This window comes from Janthinobacterium sp. PSPC1-1 (genome assembly GCF_049897625.1).
Classification (GTDB): Bacteria; Pseudomonadota; Gammaproteobacteria; order Burkholderiales; family Burkholderiaceae_D; genus Janthinobacterium; species Janthinobacterium tructae.
In genome coordinates, this window is record NZ_JAFCWP010000015.1 from 10,391 (window position 1) to 28,664 (window position 18,274).

The following is an 18,274-nucleotide window of genomic DNA, read 5'->3' on the forward strand; positions in this document are numbered from 1 at the left end:
GGATCAGCATGCATACTCCCGTTACGCCCGGCCTTCTCATCCTGCATGGCAACCAGCTGGAACAGCTGCGCGCCGCCGTCTTTCAGTGGCTGCGCCAGCATCCGCTGGCACCGCTGGAAACGGATATCTTCCTGGTGCAGTCGAACGGCGTGGCCGAATGGCTGAAGATCGCCCTGGCCGAGGAGATGGGGGTCTGCGCCGCCACGCGCATCGCGCTGCCGGCGCGCCTGCTGTGGGAAAGCTACCGGGGCATGCTGGGGCGCGAGCGGGTGCCGCGCGTGTCGCCATTTGATAAATCGCCGCTGACCTGGCGCCTGATGCGTCTTTTACCCTCCTTGCTGGCCGACCCGGTGTTTGCGCCGCTGCGCTACTTCCTTGCCGATGGCGATTGCGAACGCCGGCTGCAACTGGCCGAGCGCCTGGCCGATTTGTTCGACCAGTACCAGGTTTACCGCGCCGACTGGCTGGCCGACTGGGCTGCCGGGCGCGACCAGTTGCGCACGGCGCGCGGCGAAGCTATCGTCTTGAAGGAAGACCAGCGCTGGCAGGCGCAGTTGTGGCGTGCCGTGGCTGCCGACGTGGAAGCGTTTGAGCGCGACACGGGCCGCGCCGACATCCACGACGCCTTCCTGGCGGCGATCGCCGCCGGCGATGCGCCTGCCGGCAAGCTGCCGCGCAGGGTGGTGCTGTTTGGCGTGTCGGCCCTGCCATACCAGACCTTGCAGGCGCTGGCCGCGCTGGCGCGCCACACGCAGGTGGTGCTGGCCGTGCCCAACCCGTGCCAGTTCTACTGGGGCGACATCATCGACGGGCGCGACTTGCTGCGCGCGGAAAACAAGCGCCAGCGGCAGCGCAATGGCACCGACCTGGCGCAAATTCCGCTCGAAGAACTGCACGCGCACAGCCATCCGCTGCTGGCCAGCTGGGGCAGGCAAGGGCGCGATTTCATCCGCATGCTCGACGAATTCGACGAACACGCGCAAGCCGAAGGACGCGACGACAGCCTGCGCATCGACCTGTTTGGCGAGGAAACGGGCGAAACCCTGCTGGAGCAGGTGCAGGTGGCCATCCGTGAACTGCGTCCGCTGGCCGAACACGCACAAACGCCGCCCGAGGCCGGCGACCGCTCGATCGAATTTCACGTGGCGCACAGCGTGCAGCGCGAAGTGGAAGTGCTGCATGACCAGCTGCTGGCCATGTTCGCGCACAGCGCCGAAACGCTCTTGCGTCCACGCGACGTGGTGGTGATGGTGCCCGACATCGACACCTTTACGGCCGCCATCCACGCCGTCTTCGGCCAGTACCGGCGCAATGACGAGCGTTTCATCCCGTTCGAGATTGGCGACGTGAAGGACCGCAGCGTCAATCCGCTGCTCGTCGCGCTCGAATGGCTGCTGCAGCTGCCGCAGCAGCGCTGCCGCCAGAGCGAAGTGCGCGACCTGCTCGACGTGCCGGCGCTGGCGGCGCGCTTCGGCCTGCAGCCGGACGACCTGGCCATCCTGGGCGCCTGGATCGAAGGGGCGGGCGTGCGCTGGGGCCTGGATCAGGCGCACCGCGCCGGCCTGGGGCTGGGCGCGGCCGGGGAACAGAATGCGTGGATTTTCGGCGTGCGGCGCATGCTGCTCGGCTATGCCAGCGGCAGTGGCGCCAGCTTTGGCGGCATCGAGCCGTATGCGGAAGTGGGCGGCCTCGATGCGGCGCTGGCGGGCTCGCTGGCGCAGCTGGTCGAGGCGCTGCTGCACTGGCGCAGCGTGCTGGCCAACGCGCACACGCCAGCCGAATGGGGCGTGCAGGCGCGTGCGCTGTTGGCCGCCTTCTTTGATGCCGACGACGAAGGCGACCGCCTGACCCTGGCGCAGCTGGAAGGCGCCTTGCAGGGCTGGCTGGAAACCTGCGAGCATGCGGGCTTTGTCGAGCAGGTGCCGCTGTCCGTGCTGCGCGTGGCGTGGCTGGGCGCGCTGGACGAGCCGACCCTGAACCATCAATTCGTCTCTGGCGGCGTCACCTTCTGCACGCTGATGCCGATGCGCGCCGTGCCGTTCCGCGTGGTGTGCCTGCTGGGCATGAACGATGGCGATTTTCCGCGCCGCGCGCAAAAAGCCGATTTCGACTTGCTGGCGCTGCCCGGCATGGCGCGCCCGGGCGACCGTTCGCGTCGCGACGATGACCGCTACCTGATGCTCGAAGCCTTGCTGGCCGCGCGCGACAAACTGTATGTGAGCTGGGTGGGGCGCAATGTGCGCGACAATTCCGAGCAGCCGCCGTCCGTGCTGGTGTCGCAGCTGCGCGACTACCTGGCCGCCGGCTGGTCGCTGGACCGGCACTTGGCAAGCCTGACGACCGAGCACGCGCTGCAGCCATTCAGCCGCCGCTATTTCGAGGCCGATGGCTTGCTGACCTACGCGCGCGAATGGCGCGTCGCGCATGCGGATGCGCAGGCGCAGGCCGCCGTGCTGCCGCTGGGCCCCTACGAGCTCGATCCCGGCACGCGTTTGAAACTGGGCGAGCTGGCAAGCTTCCTGCGCCAGCCCGTCAAATACTTTTTCCGCCGCCGCCTGAGCGTGTATTTTGCCGATGCGGCCATGCTGGGCGAGGATGAAGAGCCGTTCGGCCTGAATGCGCTCGAACGCTATCTGCTGGAAGACACCATGCTGGACGACGGCGGCGCCGTCGAAGCGCTGGACGACGTGCGCGCCAGCCTGCAAGCGCGCGCGCAGAAACTGGCGCGCGAAGGCGTGCTGCCCATCGGCCTGATCGGCCAGCAGGTGCAGGCGCAGCTGGTCGAGGCGCTGGTGCCCGTGCGCAGCGCATGGCTGTCGCTGCGCGCCTCGTTCCCGCTGGCGGCCGACAAGCGCGCCATCAATTTGCCGTTTGGCGAGTTGCAGATCGACGACTGGCTCGACAAATTGTGCAGCAACGGGCAGGAGACGGCCTGGCTGATGCAGATTTCCTCGAAGGTGACGGACAAGAGCGGCCTGGCGCGCGGCGACAAGCTGATGCTGATGTGGCTGCGCCAGCTGGCCGCCGCCGCCCTCGGCTTTCGCGTCACCGGCTATCTGGTGGCGCGCGACGCCATCGTCAGCATGGCGCCGCTCGACCCGGCAACGTCGCGCGATGCGCTGGCCACCTTGCTGGCGCTATGGCGCGAAGGCATGAATCATCCGTTGCCCACGGCGTGCAAGACGGGCCTGGCGCTGGTGCAGCAGGGCGACCCGCGCGCCGTCTACGATGGCGGTTTTGAACTGTCTGGCGAGCGCGATGAACTGTGCCTGGCGCGCCTGTGGCCCGAGTTTTCCGCGCTGGCCGCCGAGGAGGCATGGGAGGACTGCACGCGCGAGCTGTATGGCCCGCTGGCCGAGTGGCTGCAACAACACATCACGATCGACCCGATCAGCGCGCCCGATGACGGCGCGGGAGAAGAACAATGACGAGCCATCTGCTCAACCCCCTGGCGTTCCCGCTGCACGGCTCGCGCCTGATCGAAGCCTCGGCTGGCACGGGTAAAACCTGGACCATCGCCGCGCTGTACGTGCGTCTCGTGCTGGGGCACGGCGACGACGACAGCCGCTTTACGCGCCCGCTGCTGCCGGCCGACATCCTCGTGATGACGTTTACCCGCGCCGCCACGCGCGAACTGTCGAACCGCGTGCGCGAGCGCCTGATCGAGGCGGCCGCCTATTTCCGCCACGAGTCCGGTGGCAGCGACCCGTTTCTCGACGCCTTGCTGGAATCCTATCCGGACGAAAGCGAGCGGCAAAAAGCCGCGCACCGGCTGATGCTGGCCGCCGAGACGATGGATGAAGCGGCGATTTTCACCATCGATGCCTGGTGCCAGCGCATGCTGCGCGAGCACGCGTTCGACAGCGGCAGCCTGTTCGATGAAGAACTGGTCAGCGACGAGCAAGCCCTGTTCGAGGATGCGGCCCACGATTACTGGCGCCAGCAAGTCTATCCCTTGCCGCCGCAGGCGCTCGATGTGCTGCTGGCCTGCTGGCCCGACGTCGGCGCCTTGAAAAAAGGCGCGCGCGAGCTGGCGCGCCGTGCGGACATCATGGGTATGGCGCACGAGGAACCGTTGTCGGCACTGATCGCGCGCGAACAGCGGGCGCTGGCCGCGCAGCTGGCCATCCTGAAGGCAGGCTGGGCCGAACGCACGGAGCAGATGGCCACCTGGATCAACGACCACCGCGCCGCCAATCCCAAGTGTTTTAACGGCGTCAAGATGAAGCCGGAAAACCTGGCGAAGTGGTTCGACGGCTTGCGCAAGTGGGCACAGGACCCTCTGTTGCTGCTGCCGGCCATCACGGCCAAGGCGTGGGAGCGCTTGACGCCGTTCGGCATCGAAGATGCGTTTGCCAAGAGTTTCACGGCCCCGGTGCCCGAGTGCTTCGAGCATACCGAGGCGCTGGGGGTCGCACTGGCGGGAATTACACCGCTGGGGCACAAGCTGCACCTGCACGCGGCGGCGGCCATTGCGCGGCGCATGGATCAGTTAAAACGCCAGTCGCGCCAGTTCGGCTTTGCCGACATGCTGCAGCGCCTGCACGACGCGCTGGCCGGCGAGAATGGCGCGGCCCTGCGCCAGCGCATCGTCGATCAATACCCGCTGGCGATGGTCGATGAATTCCAAGATACGGCACCGGCGCAGTACCAGATCTTCAATCTGCTGTACCGCATCGCGGAGAATGATCCGGCGCAAGGCCTGTTCCTGATCGGCGACCCGAAACAGTCGATCTACGGCTTTCGCGGCGCCGACATCCAAAGCTACCTGGCGGCGCGGCGCGCCACCGCCGGCCGCCACTACCAGCTGGGCACCAACTACCGCTCGACGGCGCCGCTGGTGGCGGCCGTCAATCAGCTGTTCCTGCATGCCGAACGCGCCGAGGTGCCGGCTGGTGCCTTCCGCTACCGTAAAGGGGGCGAGAATCCGCTGCCGTTCGAGGCCGTCGACGCCAAGGGCCGCGATGAATGGCTGGTGAACGCCGGTGGTCCGCTGCCCGCGCTGCTGGCCGCCTGCGCCAGCGATGAAGGGCTGCGCGGCGACAGCTACCGCGAGTACTTCGCGCAGCATTGCGCCGAGCATATCGTCGCCATGCTGGGCGATGCGCAAGCCGGTTTCGATGGCCCCGATGGTTTTACGCGCCTGGAGCCGGCCGATATCGCCATCCTCGTGCGCGACCGCAAGGAGGCGGCCGCCATCCGCCGTGCGCTGGCGCGCCGCCGGGTCGCCAGCGTCTACCTGTCGGACAAGGATTCCGTCGTCGACAGCGAGGAAGCGCAAGACGTGCTGCGCTGGCTGGCGGCGCTGGCCAACCCGCTCGACGGGGGGCTGGCGCGCGCCGCGTTTGCCACGCGCACCATCGGCCTGTCGCTGGGCGAGCTGGCGCGCCTGTCGAGCGATGAACTGGAATGGGAGCGCCGCGTCGAGCAACTCAAGGCCCTGCACCTGATCTGGCAACGCCAGGGCGTGCTGGCCATGCTGCGCCGCTTCATCCACGAACTGCAGTTGCCCGCCATGCTGCTGCAGCAGACGGGCGGCGAGCGGCGGCTGACGAATCTGCTGCACCTGGCCGAACTGCTTCAATCGGCCAGCCGCCAGCTCGATGGCGAGCAAGCGCTGATACGCTGGCTGGCCGAGCAGATCGCCGGTGAAGGCGAGGGCGGCGACGAACGCGTGCTGCGCCTGGAAAGCGATGCGGAACTGGTCAAGGTCATCACCGTGCACAAATCCAAGGGCCTGGAATACCCGCTCGTGTATTTGCCGTTCGCCGTGACGGCGCGCAAGGTGGATAAACGCAACCGCAGCTTCTTCGAGTATGCCGGGGACAATGGTGAACGCCGCCTCGACTTGTCGCTGTCCGACGAGGCCATGGCCGTGGTCGAAGAAGCGCGCATCGAGGAAGACTTGCGCCTGCTGTACGTGGCCCTGACGCGCGCGCGCCACTTTTTGTGGCTGGGCGTGGCCGCCCAGGCGGCGCGCAAGGCGGGCGAGAATACCCTGCACGAATCGGCGCTCGGTTACCTGCTGACGGGCGGCGACAAGCTGCCGGCAGAGCAGTTGCTGCTGCGCTGGCAGCAGGTGGCGGGCGATTGCGAGGCCATCTACGTGAGCTCTTTGGCGCAGCCCGATGCCTGCACGGTGCTGGACCGCATAGAGCGCCGTCCCGAATTGCGTCCGGCCCCCGTCTTTTCTGGCGAATTCGAGCGCGACTGGTCGGTGGGCAGTTTTACCTCGCTGACGCGCCAGATCGGCGCCGTGGCGGCCGCGCACGTGCCGCAGCGGGCGCCGGAAGAAACCCTGCTGGAAGATGGTACGGGTGTGCCAGCGGCCTCGCCGCTGCAGACGGGCGACGCGCCGTGGCACCGCTTCCCGCGCGGCTCCGTGCCTGGCAATTTCCTGCACGAGCAGCTCGAGTGGATGGGCGGCGAAGGTTTTGATTGCGTCCACGACGCCAGTTTCGACACGCGCCTGGCGGCGCGCTGCGAGCGTGCGGGCTGGGGCCACCGCCAGGACGACGCCATCGCCTGGCTCAGGGAAATCGCCATCACGCCGCTGCCGCTGCTCGATGCGTCGCTGTCGCAGTTGGACAGCACCCTGTCCGAGATGGAGTTCTGGTTCCCCAGCGAGCATTTGTCCACCGCAGCGCTCGATCAGCTGTGCACGCGCTTGCTGTTGGGCGGCGCGCCGCGTCCCGTGCTGCCGCGGCGCCAGTTGCACGGCATGCTGAAAGGCTTTGCCGACCTGGTCATCGAACGCGATGGCCGCTACTGGGTACTCGACTACAAGTCGAATGCGCTGGGCGCCAACGACGCCGCCTACCATACGCAGTCGCTGGCGGCCGGCATGGCGCAGCACCGCTACGATATCCAGGGTGCCATCTATATGCTGGCCCTGCACCGGCTGCTGAAAAGCCGGCTTGGCGACGCGTATGATCCGGCCGAGCACCTGGGCGGCGCCATCTTCCTGTTCCTGCGCGGCATCGCGAATGCGGACACGCACGGCTGCTACTGGCTGGCGCCGCAACTGGAACTGCTGGACGGACTCGATCAACTGTTATCTGAAGAAGCGGAACATCATGCAGCATAGTGAGCAAATGAATGCCTTGTTCAGCCACGTAGACGGCGTTGCCGGGGATGGCCATCTGCGCCGCCTGAGCGCCGCCTTTGCCCGCTTCATCGCCAGCCTGGACGAGGCGGCGCCGGATGCCGCCGCCGTGGCCGTGGCCTGCGTGGTGCTGTCCGAGCTGGAAGGGCGGGGGCACAGCTGTCTGATGCTGGCGGATCTGGCCGACGAACCGTCGCAGCTGCTGGGCTGGAGCGAGGAGCTGTGGCATGCTGTGCTGGCCGTTTCCGGCCCGCTGCCCGCATCGCTTGACGGCTGGCGCGCGTTGCTGGCCGGCGCGCCGCAGGTGTGGCAGGTGGGTGCGCCCGATGTGCGCCAGCCGCTGGTGCTCGACGGCGATCGTCTGTACCTGCGCCGCTACTGGCGCGACGAAACCCTGGTTGGTGAAAAGATCGCCGTGCGGGCGCAGGATTTGAGCACGCCGCCGCTGGCACAGGTGCGGCAATGGCTCGACATCCTGTTCGACCAGCCCACGCAGGATGGTGGCCCGGACTGGCAAAAGGTGGCGTGCGCCATCGCCCTGCGCGGCAAGGTGGCCATCATCACGGGCGGTCCCGGCACGGGCAAGACGTACACGGTGGCGAGTCTGTTGACCCTGCTGTTTGCCGTCTCGCCGCAGCCGGAGCAGCTGCGCATCGCGCTGGCCGCGCCGACGGGCAAGGCGGCCGCGCGATTAAAACAGTCGATCGACAAGGCCTTGAGCGGCCTGGCGGAAAAGGTCGGGGAAACCTTGCCACTGCTGGAACTGGCGCGGCGCATGGGCGCGGCGCGCACCCTGCACAGTTTGCTGGGCGCGCGGCCCGATACGCGCGCCTTTGCCCACCACGCGGGCAATCCGCTCGACGTCGACGTGCTGATCGTCGATGAAGCGTCGATGGTGCACCTGGAAATGATGGCGTCGGTGCTCGACGCCTTGCCGCCGGCGGCCATCTTGATCCTGCTGGGCGACAAGGACCAGCTGGCGTCGGTGGAAGCGGGCGCCGTGCTGGGCGACTTGTGTCACGATGCGCAGGCGGGCGGCTACACGGAGGCCACCATCGCGTATGCGCAGGCGGCCAGCGGCGTGGCCATTCCCGCCGCCTTCGCAGGGTCGGCCGGCGCGCTGGCGCAGCAGACGGTGATGCTGCGCCACAGCCACCGTTTCAGCGGCCCGATTGGCGAGCTGGCGCTGGCAGTGAATGGCGGCAGGCCCGATCTGGCCAAGGCGTGTTTTGCCAGCGACAGCGGCGGCCAGCTGGCGTGGAGCGTGCCGGCGCAGCAGGACGAGGTGCTGCGCCTGGCCTTGCGCGGACGTGCGGAAGCACCGGGCGGTTATCAGCCCTATCTGGAACTGGTGAATACCGGTGAAGCGGCGTATGGGCAGCATGACGACTGGGTGCGCGCCGTGCTGCACGCTTTTGAAGCATTCCGCATCCTGTGCGCCGTGCGCGAAGGCGAGTGGGGCGTGGCGGGCCTGAACACGGCCATCGAACTGCGGCTGGAAAAGGAAGGCTGGATACGCCGCAGCGAATGGTATGTGGGGCGCCCCGTGATGGTCACGCGTAACGACTATGGCACGGGGGTGTTCAATGGCGACATCGGCCTGACCCTGCGCGACCCTGCGCGGCCCGGGTCATTGCGCGTGTATTTTTTGGAAGGCGAGCATGTGCGCAGCGTGCTGGCCACGCGCTTGCGCCACGTGGAAACGGCGTTCGCCATGACGGTGCACAAGTCGCAGGGCTCGGAATTTCGCCACACGGTGCTGGTGCTGCCGCAGGAGGGCGGCGCCATGCTGGCGCGCGAACTGGTCTACACGGGCATCACGCGCGCGCGCGACTTCTTTACCCTCGTCTCGCCCACGCAGGCCGTGCTGTTCGATGCGATCTTGCGCCGCACGCAGCGCGCCAGCGGCTTGAGAGGGTTGATCGGCTGACGGTTTGACCGGGCTCTGCAGGTTTCCACATAGAAATATATGTGCTGTATTCCGAATATTGATGATAATTGTTCCGATTTTTGTGTGAGAATACTTTCGTAGAGAAAGTGGTGCAAAAGCACTGTTTTTTGCCACTATTTCACGCCATTAAAATCGAAACGAGGAGTCCATCATGTTGTCTTCCCTTCGCACGCGTCTGGTGCTTATTTGCGTTTCCATTGTCGTGCTGTCCATGCTGGCCTTGTCGGTCGCCAATTACATCACGACGCGCAGCAGCATGCTGGCCTCGGCAGACCAGCAGATGCAGCAGCTGCTGCACAGCCAGTCGGCCGTGCTGGCGCAATGGGTCGATGGCAAGAAAAAGGTCATGGCGTCCGTCGTCATGTCGGCCGAGACGCCCGATCCGCTGCGCGCCTTCCAGATCGCGGAAAAGGCCGGCGATTTTGCCGAAGTGTTCATCGGCTATGCGGACAAGCGCTCGGTGTTTACCCATCCCGGGCGCCCGGCCGATTTCGACCCGACGGCGCGCGCCTGGTACACGGAAACCGTCAAGGCGGGCGTGCCCATGCTGACGCCGCCGTATGTGGACGCGGCCAGCCACAAGCTGGTGGTGTCGTTTACGGCGCCCGTCGGCCCGAAACAGGCACTGCTTGGCGTGGCGGGCGCCGACGTGCTGCTCGATACGGTCATCGCCAATGTGGTGGCGATCAAGCCGACGCCGCACAGTTTTGCCTTCCTGGTCGACCAGGAAGGCACCATCATCGCCCATGCGGACAAGGAACTGAGCCTGCAGCCGCTGGCCAAAATCGATGCGGCGCTGTCGGCCGCGCAGGTCAACCGGCTGGAAAGCACGCGCACGAGCGAGGCCGTGCGCCTGAACGAGCGCGACGGCATGCTGTACGTCACGCGTGTGGCCGGTACCGACTGGCTGCTGGCCGTGGTGCTGGACCAGCAGGAAGCCATGCAAGCCTTGCAGACGATGCTGACGACGGCGACCGTCACGGCCGTGCTGCTGGCCGGCGCGGCGGCGGTGCTGCTGTCGCTGCTGGTCTTTAAAATGCTCAAGCGCCTGGAACTGGTGCGCGACGCGCTCGACGACATCGCCTCGGGCGAAGGCGATTTGACGCGCCGCCTCGACGCTTCCGGCGTGGATGAACTGGCGCAGATCGCGGACGCCTTCAACCGCTTCATCGACAAGATCGCCGCCGTGCTGGTGAAAATCCGCACGGCCAGCGAATCGGTCAAGGTGTCATCAATGGAAATCGCCGCCGGCAACCAGGACCTGTCGTCGCGCACGGAACAGCAAGCGAGCTCGCTGGAAGAAACGGCCGCCTCGATGGAGGAGCTGACTTCCACCGTGAAACAGAACGCGGACAATGCGCGCCAGGCCAACCAGATGGCGCAATCGGCGTCCGGCGTGGCCAGCAAGGGCGGGCAAGTGGTGGCGCAAGTGGTCGATACCATGGCCTCGATCAACGATTCGTCGAAGAAGATCGTCGACATCATCAGCGTCATCGACGGCATCGCCTTCCAGACGAATATCCTGGCCCTGAATGCGGCCGTGGAAGCGGCGCGCGCGGGCGAGCAGGGAAGGGGCTTTGCCGTGGTGGCGACGGAAGTGCGTAATCTGGCGCAACGATCCGCTGGCGCAGCGAAGGAAATCAAGCTGCTGATCGACGATTCGGTGGGCAAGGTCGATTCGGGCGCGCGCCTGGTCGACGAGGCCGGCACGACGATGCAGGAAATCGTCGACAGCGTGCGCCGCGTGACCGACATCATGGGCGAGATCACGGCCGCCAGCGTCGAGCAGAGTTCCGGCATCGAGCAGGTGAACCAGGCGATTGCACAAATGGACCAGGTGACGCAGCAGAATGCGGCCCTGGTGGAAGAGGCTGCGGCTGCGGCGGAAAGCCTGCAAGACCAGGCCAGCACCCTGGCGCAGGTGGTGGGCGTGTTCAAGCTCGATGAGGGGCAAGCAGCGCAGCAGCAGCAGAAACCGCAGCCGCAGCCAGTCCGGCCCGTGGCGCGGGCAGCCATCGCGCCGCGCCTCGCCAGCCGTCCCGCAAAAACGCCCGTCGCCAAGCCCGAGCGCAGCGACGAGTGGGAAACGTTTTAAACTTTTAAACTGTCAAGCGCGCCGGGGCGCCAGGGTCGGCGCCATCTGCTTCGCCACCGCAAAAAAAGCGTTGGTGGCGGGCGTGTTCTGGCGCCGGTCACGCACGGCCAGGCCCACCTTGCGGCTGACGGGCGGATGTAACGGCAAGGCGACCAGCTCCGGATACTGCTCGCGCAGGCGCTGCGGCAGGGCCAGTTCGGCGACGATGGACAGGCCGTCGCCGCGGCTGACCATGTCGAGGATGGTGATCACCTGGCTGATACGGTAGGGGACATTTGGCTGCAAGCCCGCGTTGGCGAACAGCGGTTCGATCAGGCAGGCGCAGCCCGCCTCGGACATGATGAACGGCCCTTCGCACAGCTGCGCCAGGGTGATGGCCGTTTCGCTGGCCAGCGGGTGGCTGCGCGGCACCAGCGCCATCATCTGGTCTTCCACCAGCGGCGCCGTATCGAAGCGCTCGTCGGGCAGCACGACGAAGCCGACGTCGACGCGGCGTTCGCGTATCCATTGCACCACTTCATGGTCGGCGCCTTCGTCGATGCGCAGGGTGATGCCCGGATAGCGCAGGCGGAATTGCGCCGTGATGGCCGGCAGCAGATTCAACGACGAGGTGGGGCCGAAGGAGCCGATGCGCAGGCTGCCCTGGCGCTGGCCCAGCACGTCGGCCGCTTCCTGGCGCATGGCTTCCGACAGGCCGAGGATTTCACGCGCGCGCAGCAGCAGCTGGCGGCCCACGTCCGTCAGCTCGGCCGAGGCCTGGTGGCGCACGATCAGGTCCACGCCCATTTCCTTTTCCAGCGCTTTTAACGCATGCGAGACGGCCGACTGGCTGATGCCCAGCTGCGCGGCGGCGGCGGAAAAGCCGTGCAGTTCGGCCACCAGGGTAAAAATTTCCAGCTGCGTGAAGGTCATGTTGTGGCTTTCCTGTGCTATGAGTATTTACTCATTATTTCATGAGTTGATATTAGCTTTAATATATACGTTCAGCGTCCGCTGCACAAGTGACATCATAGGACTTTCCATGCGACCTTCCGCCATACCCTCAGCCGCCTTGCCTGCCGTGCACTCGCCGCTCGTCTACCTGAAACTGATCTTTGTCGCCCTGTTCTGGGGCGGTACCTTCATCGCCGGGCGCGTGCTGGCGCAGCAGATGCCACCCATGACGGCCGCCAGCGGGCGCTTTGGCGTGGCCGTGCTGCTGCTGGTCGTGCTGGCGTGGAAACTGGAAGGGGGCTTGCCGCGCCTGGACCGCAAGCAGCTGGCGACGACGGCGGCGCTGGGTCTGACGGGCATCTTCTTGTACAACCTGTGCTTCCTGGCGGCCCTGTCGCGCATGCCGGCCGGGCGCACGGCCCTGTTCGTGGCCCTGAACCCCATCGTCACGGCGCTGGCCTCGGCCATGCTGTTCCGCGAACGGCTCGGTTCCTTCAAGTGGCTGGGTATCATGCTGGCGTTTTGCGGCACGGCCATCGTCATCACGCGCGGCGATCTCTCCGGCGTGCTGCACGGCACGGGCGGCGGCATCGGCATGGGCGAAGTATTCATGTTTTGCGGTATTTCCAGCTGGGCCGCCTATACCCTGATCGGCAGGGTCGCGCTGAAGGGCCTGAGCCCGATCGCCGCCACCACGTATGCGTCGATGTGGGGCCTGGCCTTCTTGCTGGTGGGGGCGGTGCTGGAATTCCCGACGGTGCCGTGGCACAGCTTTGGATGGCAAGTGTGGGCCGCCATCGGCTACCTGGGCGTGTTCGGCACGGTGATCGGCTTTGTCTGGTATTACGAGGGCGTGAAAGCGCTGGGCCCGTCGCGCACGGCCGTGTTCAACAACCTCGTGCCCGTGTTCGGCATCGTGCTGGCGGCGGCGCTGCTGGGCGAGCCCGTGCTTGCCTCGATGCTGGTGGGCGGCGCGGTGACGATTGCCGGCGTGGTCATGACCAACCGGCAAGCGAAATAATTATTTGGCGCGGCGGCGCTTGCTCGGTTTCGCCGGTGCCTTCTTGTGCCGGCTGACCGAGGCGCGCATCACTTTCGGCTCTTCGATGCCGTTCTCGGCCGCCAGCATGCGGCGGATGTTGACGGCGTCCATGGCGCGCACGGAATTGGCGCGCGCATTGAGCAGGATCATGGTGGCGAACTTGCCGGCCGACTTGATGCGCATGATCAGGCAACGCCCCGCTTCATTCGTGTAGCCCGTCTTCGACAGGCCGATGTCCCAGCCCTTGGCGCCCACCAGGCGGTTCGTGTTGTGGTATTCCACGTCGCGCCCCTTGATCTGGATCACGTCCTTCGAATCGGTGGTGATGCGGCTGATTTCCGGGTAGCGCGAGGCGGCCACGGCCATTTTGACCAGGTCCGCCGCCGTCGACTGGTTGTTCGGCGACAAGCCCGTCGGTTCTTCGATGACGGTCTGGCGCATGCCCAGGGCCTTGATCTTGGCGTTGACGGCCACGGCAAACGCGGTGGGGCCGCCGGGGAAGGTGCGCGCCAGCGAGGCGGCGGCGCGGTTGTCGGACGACATCAGCGCCAGCTGCAGCACGTCGTGGCGACTCAGGGTAGCGCCCACGGGCACGCGCGAGGTGCTGTGTTTCAAGGTGTCGACATCCTCGCGGTCGATGCTGATCTCTTCCTGCATATTCGCCTTGGAGTCGAGCACGACCATGGCCGTCATGAGCTTGGTCAGCGAGGCGATGGGCACCACCACGTTGGAATTTTTTTCAAGCAAGATTTTGCCTGTGCCGTCTTCGACTACCAGGATCGACTGGGAACCGAAGGGCACGGCGATGGCCGCTGTCGAAAGTGTCATCAGCACCGCGGCGAACATTTTTTTGAGCATGGGATTTGTATGTGGGAAAGCAGTTTTGGGGCGCCATCAAGGGCGCTGCGCGCAAATCCGGAACGGGGCCGCGCGGGGACGCGGCGTGTATCTCGGAGGCAATATTTGCCAAGCTTAAACAATACCATTAAAGATCAAGCGATGTCTACGGTACAAGCCCGCAACAAGCGGCGTTGCGGCCAATTTGGCAAATAAATGGGGCTATTCTTGCCGTAGTGAAAATTGTTGTGCGATTATTGATTTCGTCCTGGAAACTTCGTATTATTTCAGCAATATTGGCAGCGAGGGTTTTGCAGGCGCCGCGCGCTTCGTCGTTGATGCCTGCCCCTTCGTGTTTCGTCGCCCCGCGCTATGCCCTGCAACGGGGGCGCCGTAGACTGCGTTCATGCCTGAATCACAGACTACGGAGAACACATTGTGTTAAAAAAATATACGGACTGGTACCGCAGCATCGACGAAGAATCGCTGCGGGTGCTGCAACATCCCGAGCTGGCGGAGCAGGTCCAGGGAAAGGTGCGCCGCTACGTCGCCATGAAGCTGGTCAAGCTGACGCCGATCGAGCGCCAGCAGTTGCACGCTTTCCTGCTCAAGTATCGTGGTGCCGGTTTTTACATTGCCGCGTTCAAGCTGATGCTGTTGTTCAGCGCTATCGGCGTCGCCCTGCACCTGCTGCTGCCGGCCCGCTTCGAATTGCTCAAGGCCCTGGTCTTCAGCAATGGCCTGGGTTTTGCGCTGGCGTGGGGCCTGGTTGGCGTCTGGTTCAATTACCGCAGTTCCGTGCGCCACAAGTTCAAGAAACTCTTGCTGATCGTCTCGACTTGCGCGGCAGGGGTAGCGGCCGGCGTGCTGCTGGCCGGTTGGAGCGATACCGGTTCCATGGGCATGGCCTTCGAGCGCTTGCTGCGCGTGGGCGGCATCGCTTTGCTGGTGGCCGGTTTGTTTTACATGGTGCCGCTGGCGATCGTCACCACCTGGCGCAACCGCCAGTACGAGGCGCTGACCGTGCAGCTGCAGCAGGATGCCGAGCGCGACCGGCTGGCGCGCGAATTGAGCGAATCGCAGCTGCGCCTGCTGCGCGCGCAGATCGAGCCGCATTTCCTGTTCAATACCCTGGGCGCCGTGCAGCAACTGGCCGAGCAGGGCGCGCAAGGCGCGGGCAGGGCCGCGGCATTGACGGCCGACCTGATCGCGTTTTTGCGCGCCAGCCTGGCCGAGATGCGCAGCGAGCAAGTGCCGCTGCAAAGCGAGTTCGACATGGTGGCCGCATATTTGCGCGTGATGCAGGCGCGCATGGGCTCGCGCCTGCGTTATGCGCTGGACTTGCCGGCCGAGTTTGCGCACGCGACGATACCCAGCATGATCTTGCTGACCCTGGCGGAAAATGCCATCAAGCACGGTATTGAACCATCGTTGCGCGGCGGCGAGATCCGCCTGTCGGCGCTGCGGGTGGACGGCATGCTGCGCCTGCGCGTGCAGGACACGGGCATGGGCTTGCCGCCCAGCGGCGCGGGCAGCGCGCCTGGAAGCGGCCTGGGCCTGGAAAACGTGCGCAGCCGGCTGTTGTTATCCGATCCGTCTGCCAGCTTGAGCCTGCGCGACGGCGAAGAGGGCGGCGTGATCGCTGAAATAGTGTTGCCCATTAAAATTGTATCCAGCCTGAAAGAACCTGCCGCATGAACACCACCATCCTGATCGCCGAAGACGAACCCTTGATGCGCGAGCGCCTGCAAATGATGCTGGCGCAAGCCTGGCCCGAGGCGCAAGTCGTGCTGGTGGCGGAAAACGGCAACGACGCCTGGGACGGTTTCCTTGAGCACGAGCCGGACGTAGTTTTCCTCGACATCCGCATGCCTGGCCTGTCGGGCCTGGAAGTGGCCGAGCGCATCGGCAAGCGCGCCCATGTGGTGTTCGTCACGGCCTACGACCAGTACGCCGTCGATGCGTTTGACGCGGGCGCCGTCGATTATCTGTTGAAACCCGTGCAGGCCGAGCGGCTGCAGCGGGCGCTGGCCCGCCTGCGCGATAAGCTCGGTGCGCAACCGGCCGACATGGCCAATTTATTGCAGTCGCTGCGCGCCGCCTTGCCGGCGCCGCCGCGCGAAAAACTGAAATGGATCAGGGCCAGCGTGGGCAAGCAGATCCGTCTGATCAATATCGACGACGTGCTGTTCTTCCAGGCCGACACCAAGTACACGCGCGTGGTGCTGGCCGGCTCGGAAGCGCTGGTGCGCACGCCGCTGAAGGACTTGCTGGGCGGTCTCGATCCCGACCAGTTCTGGCAAATCCACCGCGGCACCATGGTCAACGTGAAAGCCATCGAGGCGGCCGAGCGCATCGACGCCGAGCGCATGCAGGTGCTGGTGCGTGGCAGCACGGAAAAGCTGCCCGTCAGCCGCACGTTTACGTATCTGTTTCGCGATTAGCCTGCAATGCAAACGCCGCGCCGCTGCCGGATGGCAAGGGGCGCGGCGTCAGTGGGTGGGCGACGCTTACTGGATCTTGGCGATCGACACTTCCGTCGACTTGACCAGCGCGATGACTTCGCTGCCCACTTTCAAGTCCAGGTCCTTGATCGAGCGCGAGGTGATCACCGAGGTGACGATGCCGTGCGGCGTTTCCACGTCCACTTCCGAGACCACGGGGCCAAAGATGATTTCCTTGATTTTGCCGCGAAACTGGTTGCGTACATTCACTTCCGAGATAGCCATGATATTTCCTTTGTGCCCGTAAAACGCCGTGCGGCGCGACATGGCCAGAGTACGGCGTGCACACGCTTTTGACCACGAATCGATGCGCATATGGTTATGCAGAAAGTTTTCTTGGCGCAAAGTGCAATCAGCCGGCGCGGAACTATTCTTGCCGTCCCTAGTCTGAGTTTCCTGAAGCACCGTCTTGGCATGGTGATCGCTGCGCATCAAGGTGATCGATTGTGAATGCAGGCCGATACGTTGCGAAATGGCCTGCAGCGCATCCTTCGGATGCAGGATGCGGCGCCGTCAGGAGGAGGGATGAATCAAGAAGACGCTGACCCGGTCATCGCCGCCTTTTACCGGGCGGCATTGGACCCGTTGCAGTGGGGCATAGCCATGCGCGCGTTCGCCAGCCTGGCAGGTGGCGACGTTGCTTGCTGTTTCCTGAAAGCGGAAGCGGAGATGGCGCCGTCGCGCGCCTGTATCACGGGCCTGGACGAGCAAGCGTGGGAGCACGGTTATCGCCGCTACTATCACACGCTCGATCCCGGCTATGCGGTCCTCACGCACGACCCGCCTGGGCGCATGCACTTGATGCAAGACTATTTCAGCGACCAGGCCGTGGCGCGCAGCGAGTATTTCCAGGATTTCTATTTGCGCGCGGGCATCCGCTACTCATGCAGCGGCGTCGTGCGCGACAACGGCGCGCTCACCATCCTGTCCGCACACCGCACCGCCGGCCAAGGTCCTTATGATCGAAACACGCGCGGCCAGCTGCAGCGCGTGCTAGATCATTTGCCGAATGTGTTTCGCCTGCGCGATACGGCACAGCTAGCCCAGGCGCATGGCGCGCTGGCCTGGGAGGCGCTTGATGCCTTGCCGCGCGCCATCTTGCTGGTCGACGCCTGCCTGCGGCTGGTCTTCATGAACCTGGCGGCGCAGCGGCTGCTGGCCGCCGCACCTCAGGCGCACCCCTTGATTGCCGTGCGCGGCGGCGGGGTGCAGGTGCGCGCCAGTTTGCTGCAACAGCAATTGGCGCAGCGCGTGCGGCAAGCCTGCGTCGGACTGGCGTGCCACCGTCCCGCTCCCTTGTATGCCTGCGATGAAGATGGCCGGCCGGCGCTGGAAATCGGCATCCTGCCGTTGCCCGTGCGCATAGGGCAGGACGGTGTGGGCGATGCAGCGGTGATGGTCATGCTGTCCTTGCGGCCGCTGTTCCGGGCGGGGCGGCGGTATTGGCCGGGGCCGGTCGAGCGGCCATGTGGCCTGACGGGGGCCGAGTGGTCGCTGGCGCTGGCGCTGGCCGATGGCATGGAGCCTGCCGAGTACGCGCGGCAGAAGGGCGTCCGCATCAGTACCGTACGCAGCCAGATCCAGGCCATCCTGGCCAAGACGGGGACGCGCCGCAGCAGCGAGATCGCCAGCCTGTTCAGCGCGCTGGAGTGGGACGCCGGCGCAGCGCCATAAAAAAACCGGGACAAGTGAACTGAACCCCAAAAGTTGGACACCAACTTTTGGGGTTTTTCATGTCGAAGTACAGTGAGCAATTTAAGCTCAGCATTATCCAGCAATATTTGTCCGGTTCGGTGGGGTATAAACA

11 protein-coding genes are annotated in these 18,274 nt (G+C 65.3%); 8 read left to right on the forward strand and 3 right to left on the reverse strand.

Annotated elements, in window-relative coordinates; genetic code table 11:
• The first annotated feature begins 8 nt into the window (after positions 1-8).
• The 4 genes from recC to ACP7EG_RS27440 all read left to right on the forward strand — a co-directional run bounded on the left by recC (position 9) and on the right by ACP7EG_RS27440 (position 11,151).
• Positions 9-3,428: an exodeoxyribonuclease V subunit gamma gene (recC, locus tag ACP7EG_RS27425; protein ID WP_426090209.1), complete on the forward strand. Its 3,420-nt coding sequence runs from the start codon at positions 9-11 to the stop codon at positions 3,426-3,428.
• Positions 3,425-7,087 carry an exodeoxyribonuclease V subunit beta gene (gene recB / locus ACP7EG_RS27430; RefSeq protein WP_426090210.1) on the forward strand — a complete coding sequence of 1,221 codons (3,663 nt, stop codon included), beginning with the start codon at positions 3,425-3,427 and terminating at the stop codon, positions 7,085-7,087. Before recC ends, recB begins: the two co-directional genes overlap by 4 nt.
• Positions 7,077-9,035 (forward strand): exodeoxyribonuclease V subunit alpha, encoded by a 1,959-nt coding sequence (gene recD, locus ACP7EG_RS27435; RefSeq protein WP_426090211.1) that lies wholly within the window; start codon positions 7,077-7,079, stop codon positions 9,033-9,035. Before recB ends, recD begins: the two co-directional genes overlap by 11 nt.
• A 172-nt stretch (positions 9,036-9,207) precedes the next feature.
• On the forward strand, positions 9,208-11,151 hold the full coding sequence (locus ACP7EG_RS27440; protein WP_426090212.1) for a methyl-accepting chemotaxis protein: 1,944 nt from the start codon (positions 9,208-9,210) through the stop codon (positions 11,149-11,151).
• 12 nt (positions 11,152-11,163) lie between these two features.
• On the opposite strand, the gene ACP7EG_RS27445 is transcribed toward ACP7EG_RS27440, so the two are convergent.
• Positions 11,164-12,063 (reverse strand): LysR family transcriptional regulator, encoded by a 900-nt coding sequence (locus ACP7EG_RS27445; RefSeq protein WP_096235011.1) that lies wholly within the window; start codon positions 12,061-12,063, stop codon positions 11,164-11,166.
• Positions 12,064-12,172: 109 nt separating this feature from the next.
• On the opposite strand from ACP7EG_RS27445, the gene ACP7EG_RS27450 reads away from it, so the two are divergent.
• On the forward strand, positions 12,173-13,105 hold the full coding sequence (locus tag ACP7EG_RS27450) for a DMT family transporter (protein ID WP_426090213.1): 933 nt from the start codon (positions 12,173-12,175) through the stop codon (positions 13,103-13,105).
• On the opposite strand, the gene ACP7EG_RS27455 is transcribed toward ACP7EG_RS27450, so the two are convergent.
• Entirely contained in the window at positions 13,106-13,984 is an 879-nt protein-coding gene (locus ACP7EG_RS27455) for a serine hydrolase (RefSeq protein ID WP_071077862.1), read from the reverse strand. It lies immediately after the preceding gene.
• A gap of 417 nt (positions 13,985-14,401) precedes the next feature.
• Here ACP7EG_RS27455 and ACP7EG_RS27460 point away from each other — a divergent pair, with 417 nt between their 5' ends.
• Positions 14,402-15,661: a sensor histidine kinase gene (locus tag ACP7EG_RS27460; protein WP_426090214.1), complete on the forward strand. Its 1,260-nt coding sequence runs from the start codon at positions 14,402-14,404 to the stop codon at positions 15,659-15,661.
• The gene (locus ACP7EG_RS27465) at positions 15,658-16,407 is read left to right on the forward strand and encodes a LytR/AlgR family response regulator transcription factor (protein WP_426090215.1); all 750 of its coding nucleotides are present in this window, start codon (positions 15,658-15,660) and stop codon (positions 16,405-16,407) included. Before ACP7EG_RS27460 ends, ACP7EG_RS27465 begins: the two co-directional genes overlap by 4 nt.
• A gap of 66 nt (positions 16,408-16,473) precedes the next feature.
• Here the strand turns inward: ACP7EG_RS27465 and ACP7EG_RS27470 are convergent, their stop codons facing one another.
• Positions 16,474-16,692 (reverse strand): TOBE domain-containing protein, encoded by a 219-nt coding sequence (locus tag ACP7EG_RS27470; protein ID WP_034757699.1) that lies wholly within the window; start codon positions 16,690-16,692, stop codon positions 16,474-16,476.
• Between the two features lie 300 nt (positions 16,693-16,992).
• On the opposite strand from ACP7EG_RS27470, the gene ACP7EG_RS27475 reads away from it, so the two are divergent.
• Positions 16,993-18,141, forward strand: a complete 1,149-nt coding sequence (locus ACP7EG_RS27475) for a helix-turn-helix transcriptional regulator (protein WP_426090216.1) — start codon at positions 16,993-16,995, stop codon at positions 18,139-18,141.
• Positions 18,142-18,274: the final 133 nt, after the last annotated feature.

Coding starts and splice junctions, on each gene's coding strand:
- recC (WP_426090209.1), top strand. CDS start 9: ATGCATACTCCCGTTACGCCCGGCCTTCTCATCCTGCATGGCAACCAG.
- recB (WP_426090210.1), top strand. CDS start 3,425: ATGACGAGCCATCTGCTCAACCCCCTGGCGTTCCCGCTGCACGGCTCG.
- recD (WP_426090211.1), top strand. CDS start 7,077: ATGCAGCATAGTGAGCAAATGAATGCCTTGTTCAGCCACGTAGACGGC.
- ACP7EG_RS27440 (WP_426090212.1), top strand. CDS start 9,208: ATGTTGTCTTCCCTTCGCACGCGTCTGGTGCTTATTTGCGTTTCCATT.
- ACP7EG_RS27445 (WP_096235011.1), bottom strand. CDS start 12,063: ATGACCTTCACGCAGCTGGAAATTTTTACCCTGGTGGCCGAACTGCAC.
- ACP7EG_RS27450 (WP_426090213.1), top strand. CDS start 12,173: ATGCGACCTTCCGCCATACCCTCAGCCGCCTTGCCTGCCGTGCACTCG.
- ACP7EG_RS27455 (WP_071077862.1), bottom strand. CDS start 13,984: ATGCTCAAAAAAATGTTCGCCGCGGTGCTGATGACACTTTCGACAGCG.
- ACP7EG_RS27465 (WP_426090215.1), top strand. CDS start 15,658: ATGAACACCACCATCCTGATCGCCGAAGACGAACCCTTGATGCGCGAG.
- ACP7EG_RS27470 (WP_034757699.1), bottom strand. CDS start 16,692: ATGGCTATCTCGGAAGTGAATGTACGCAACCAGTTTCGCGGCAAAATC.
- ACP7EG_RS27475 (WP_426090216.1), top strand. CDS start 16,993: ATGAATCAAGAAGACGCTGACCCGGTCATCGCCGCCTTTTACCGGGCG.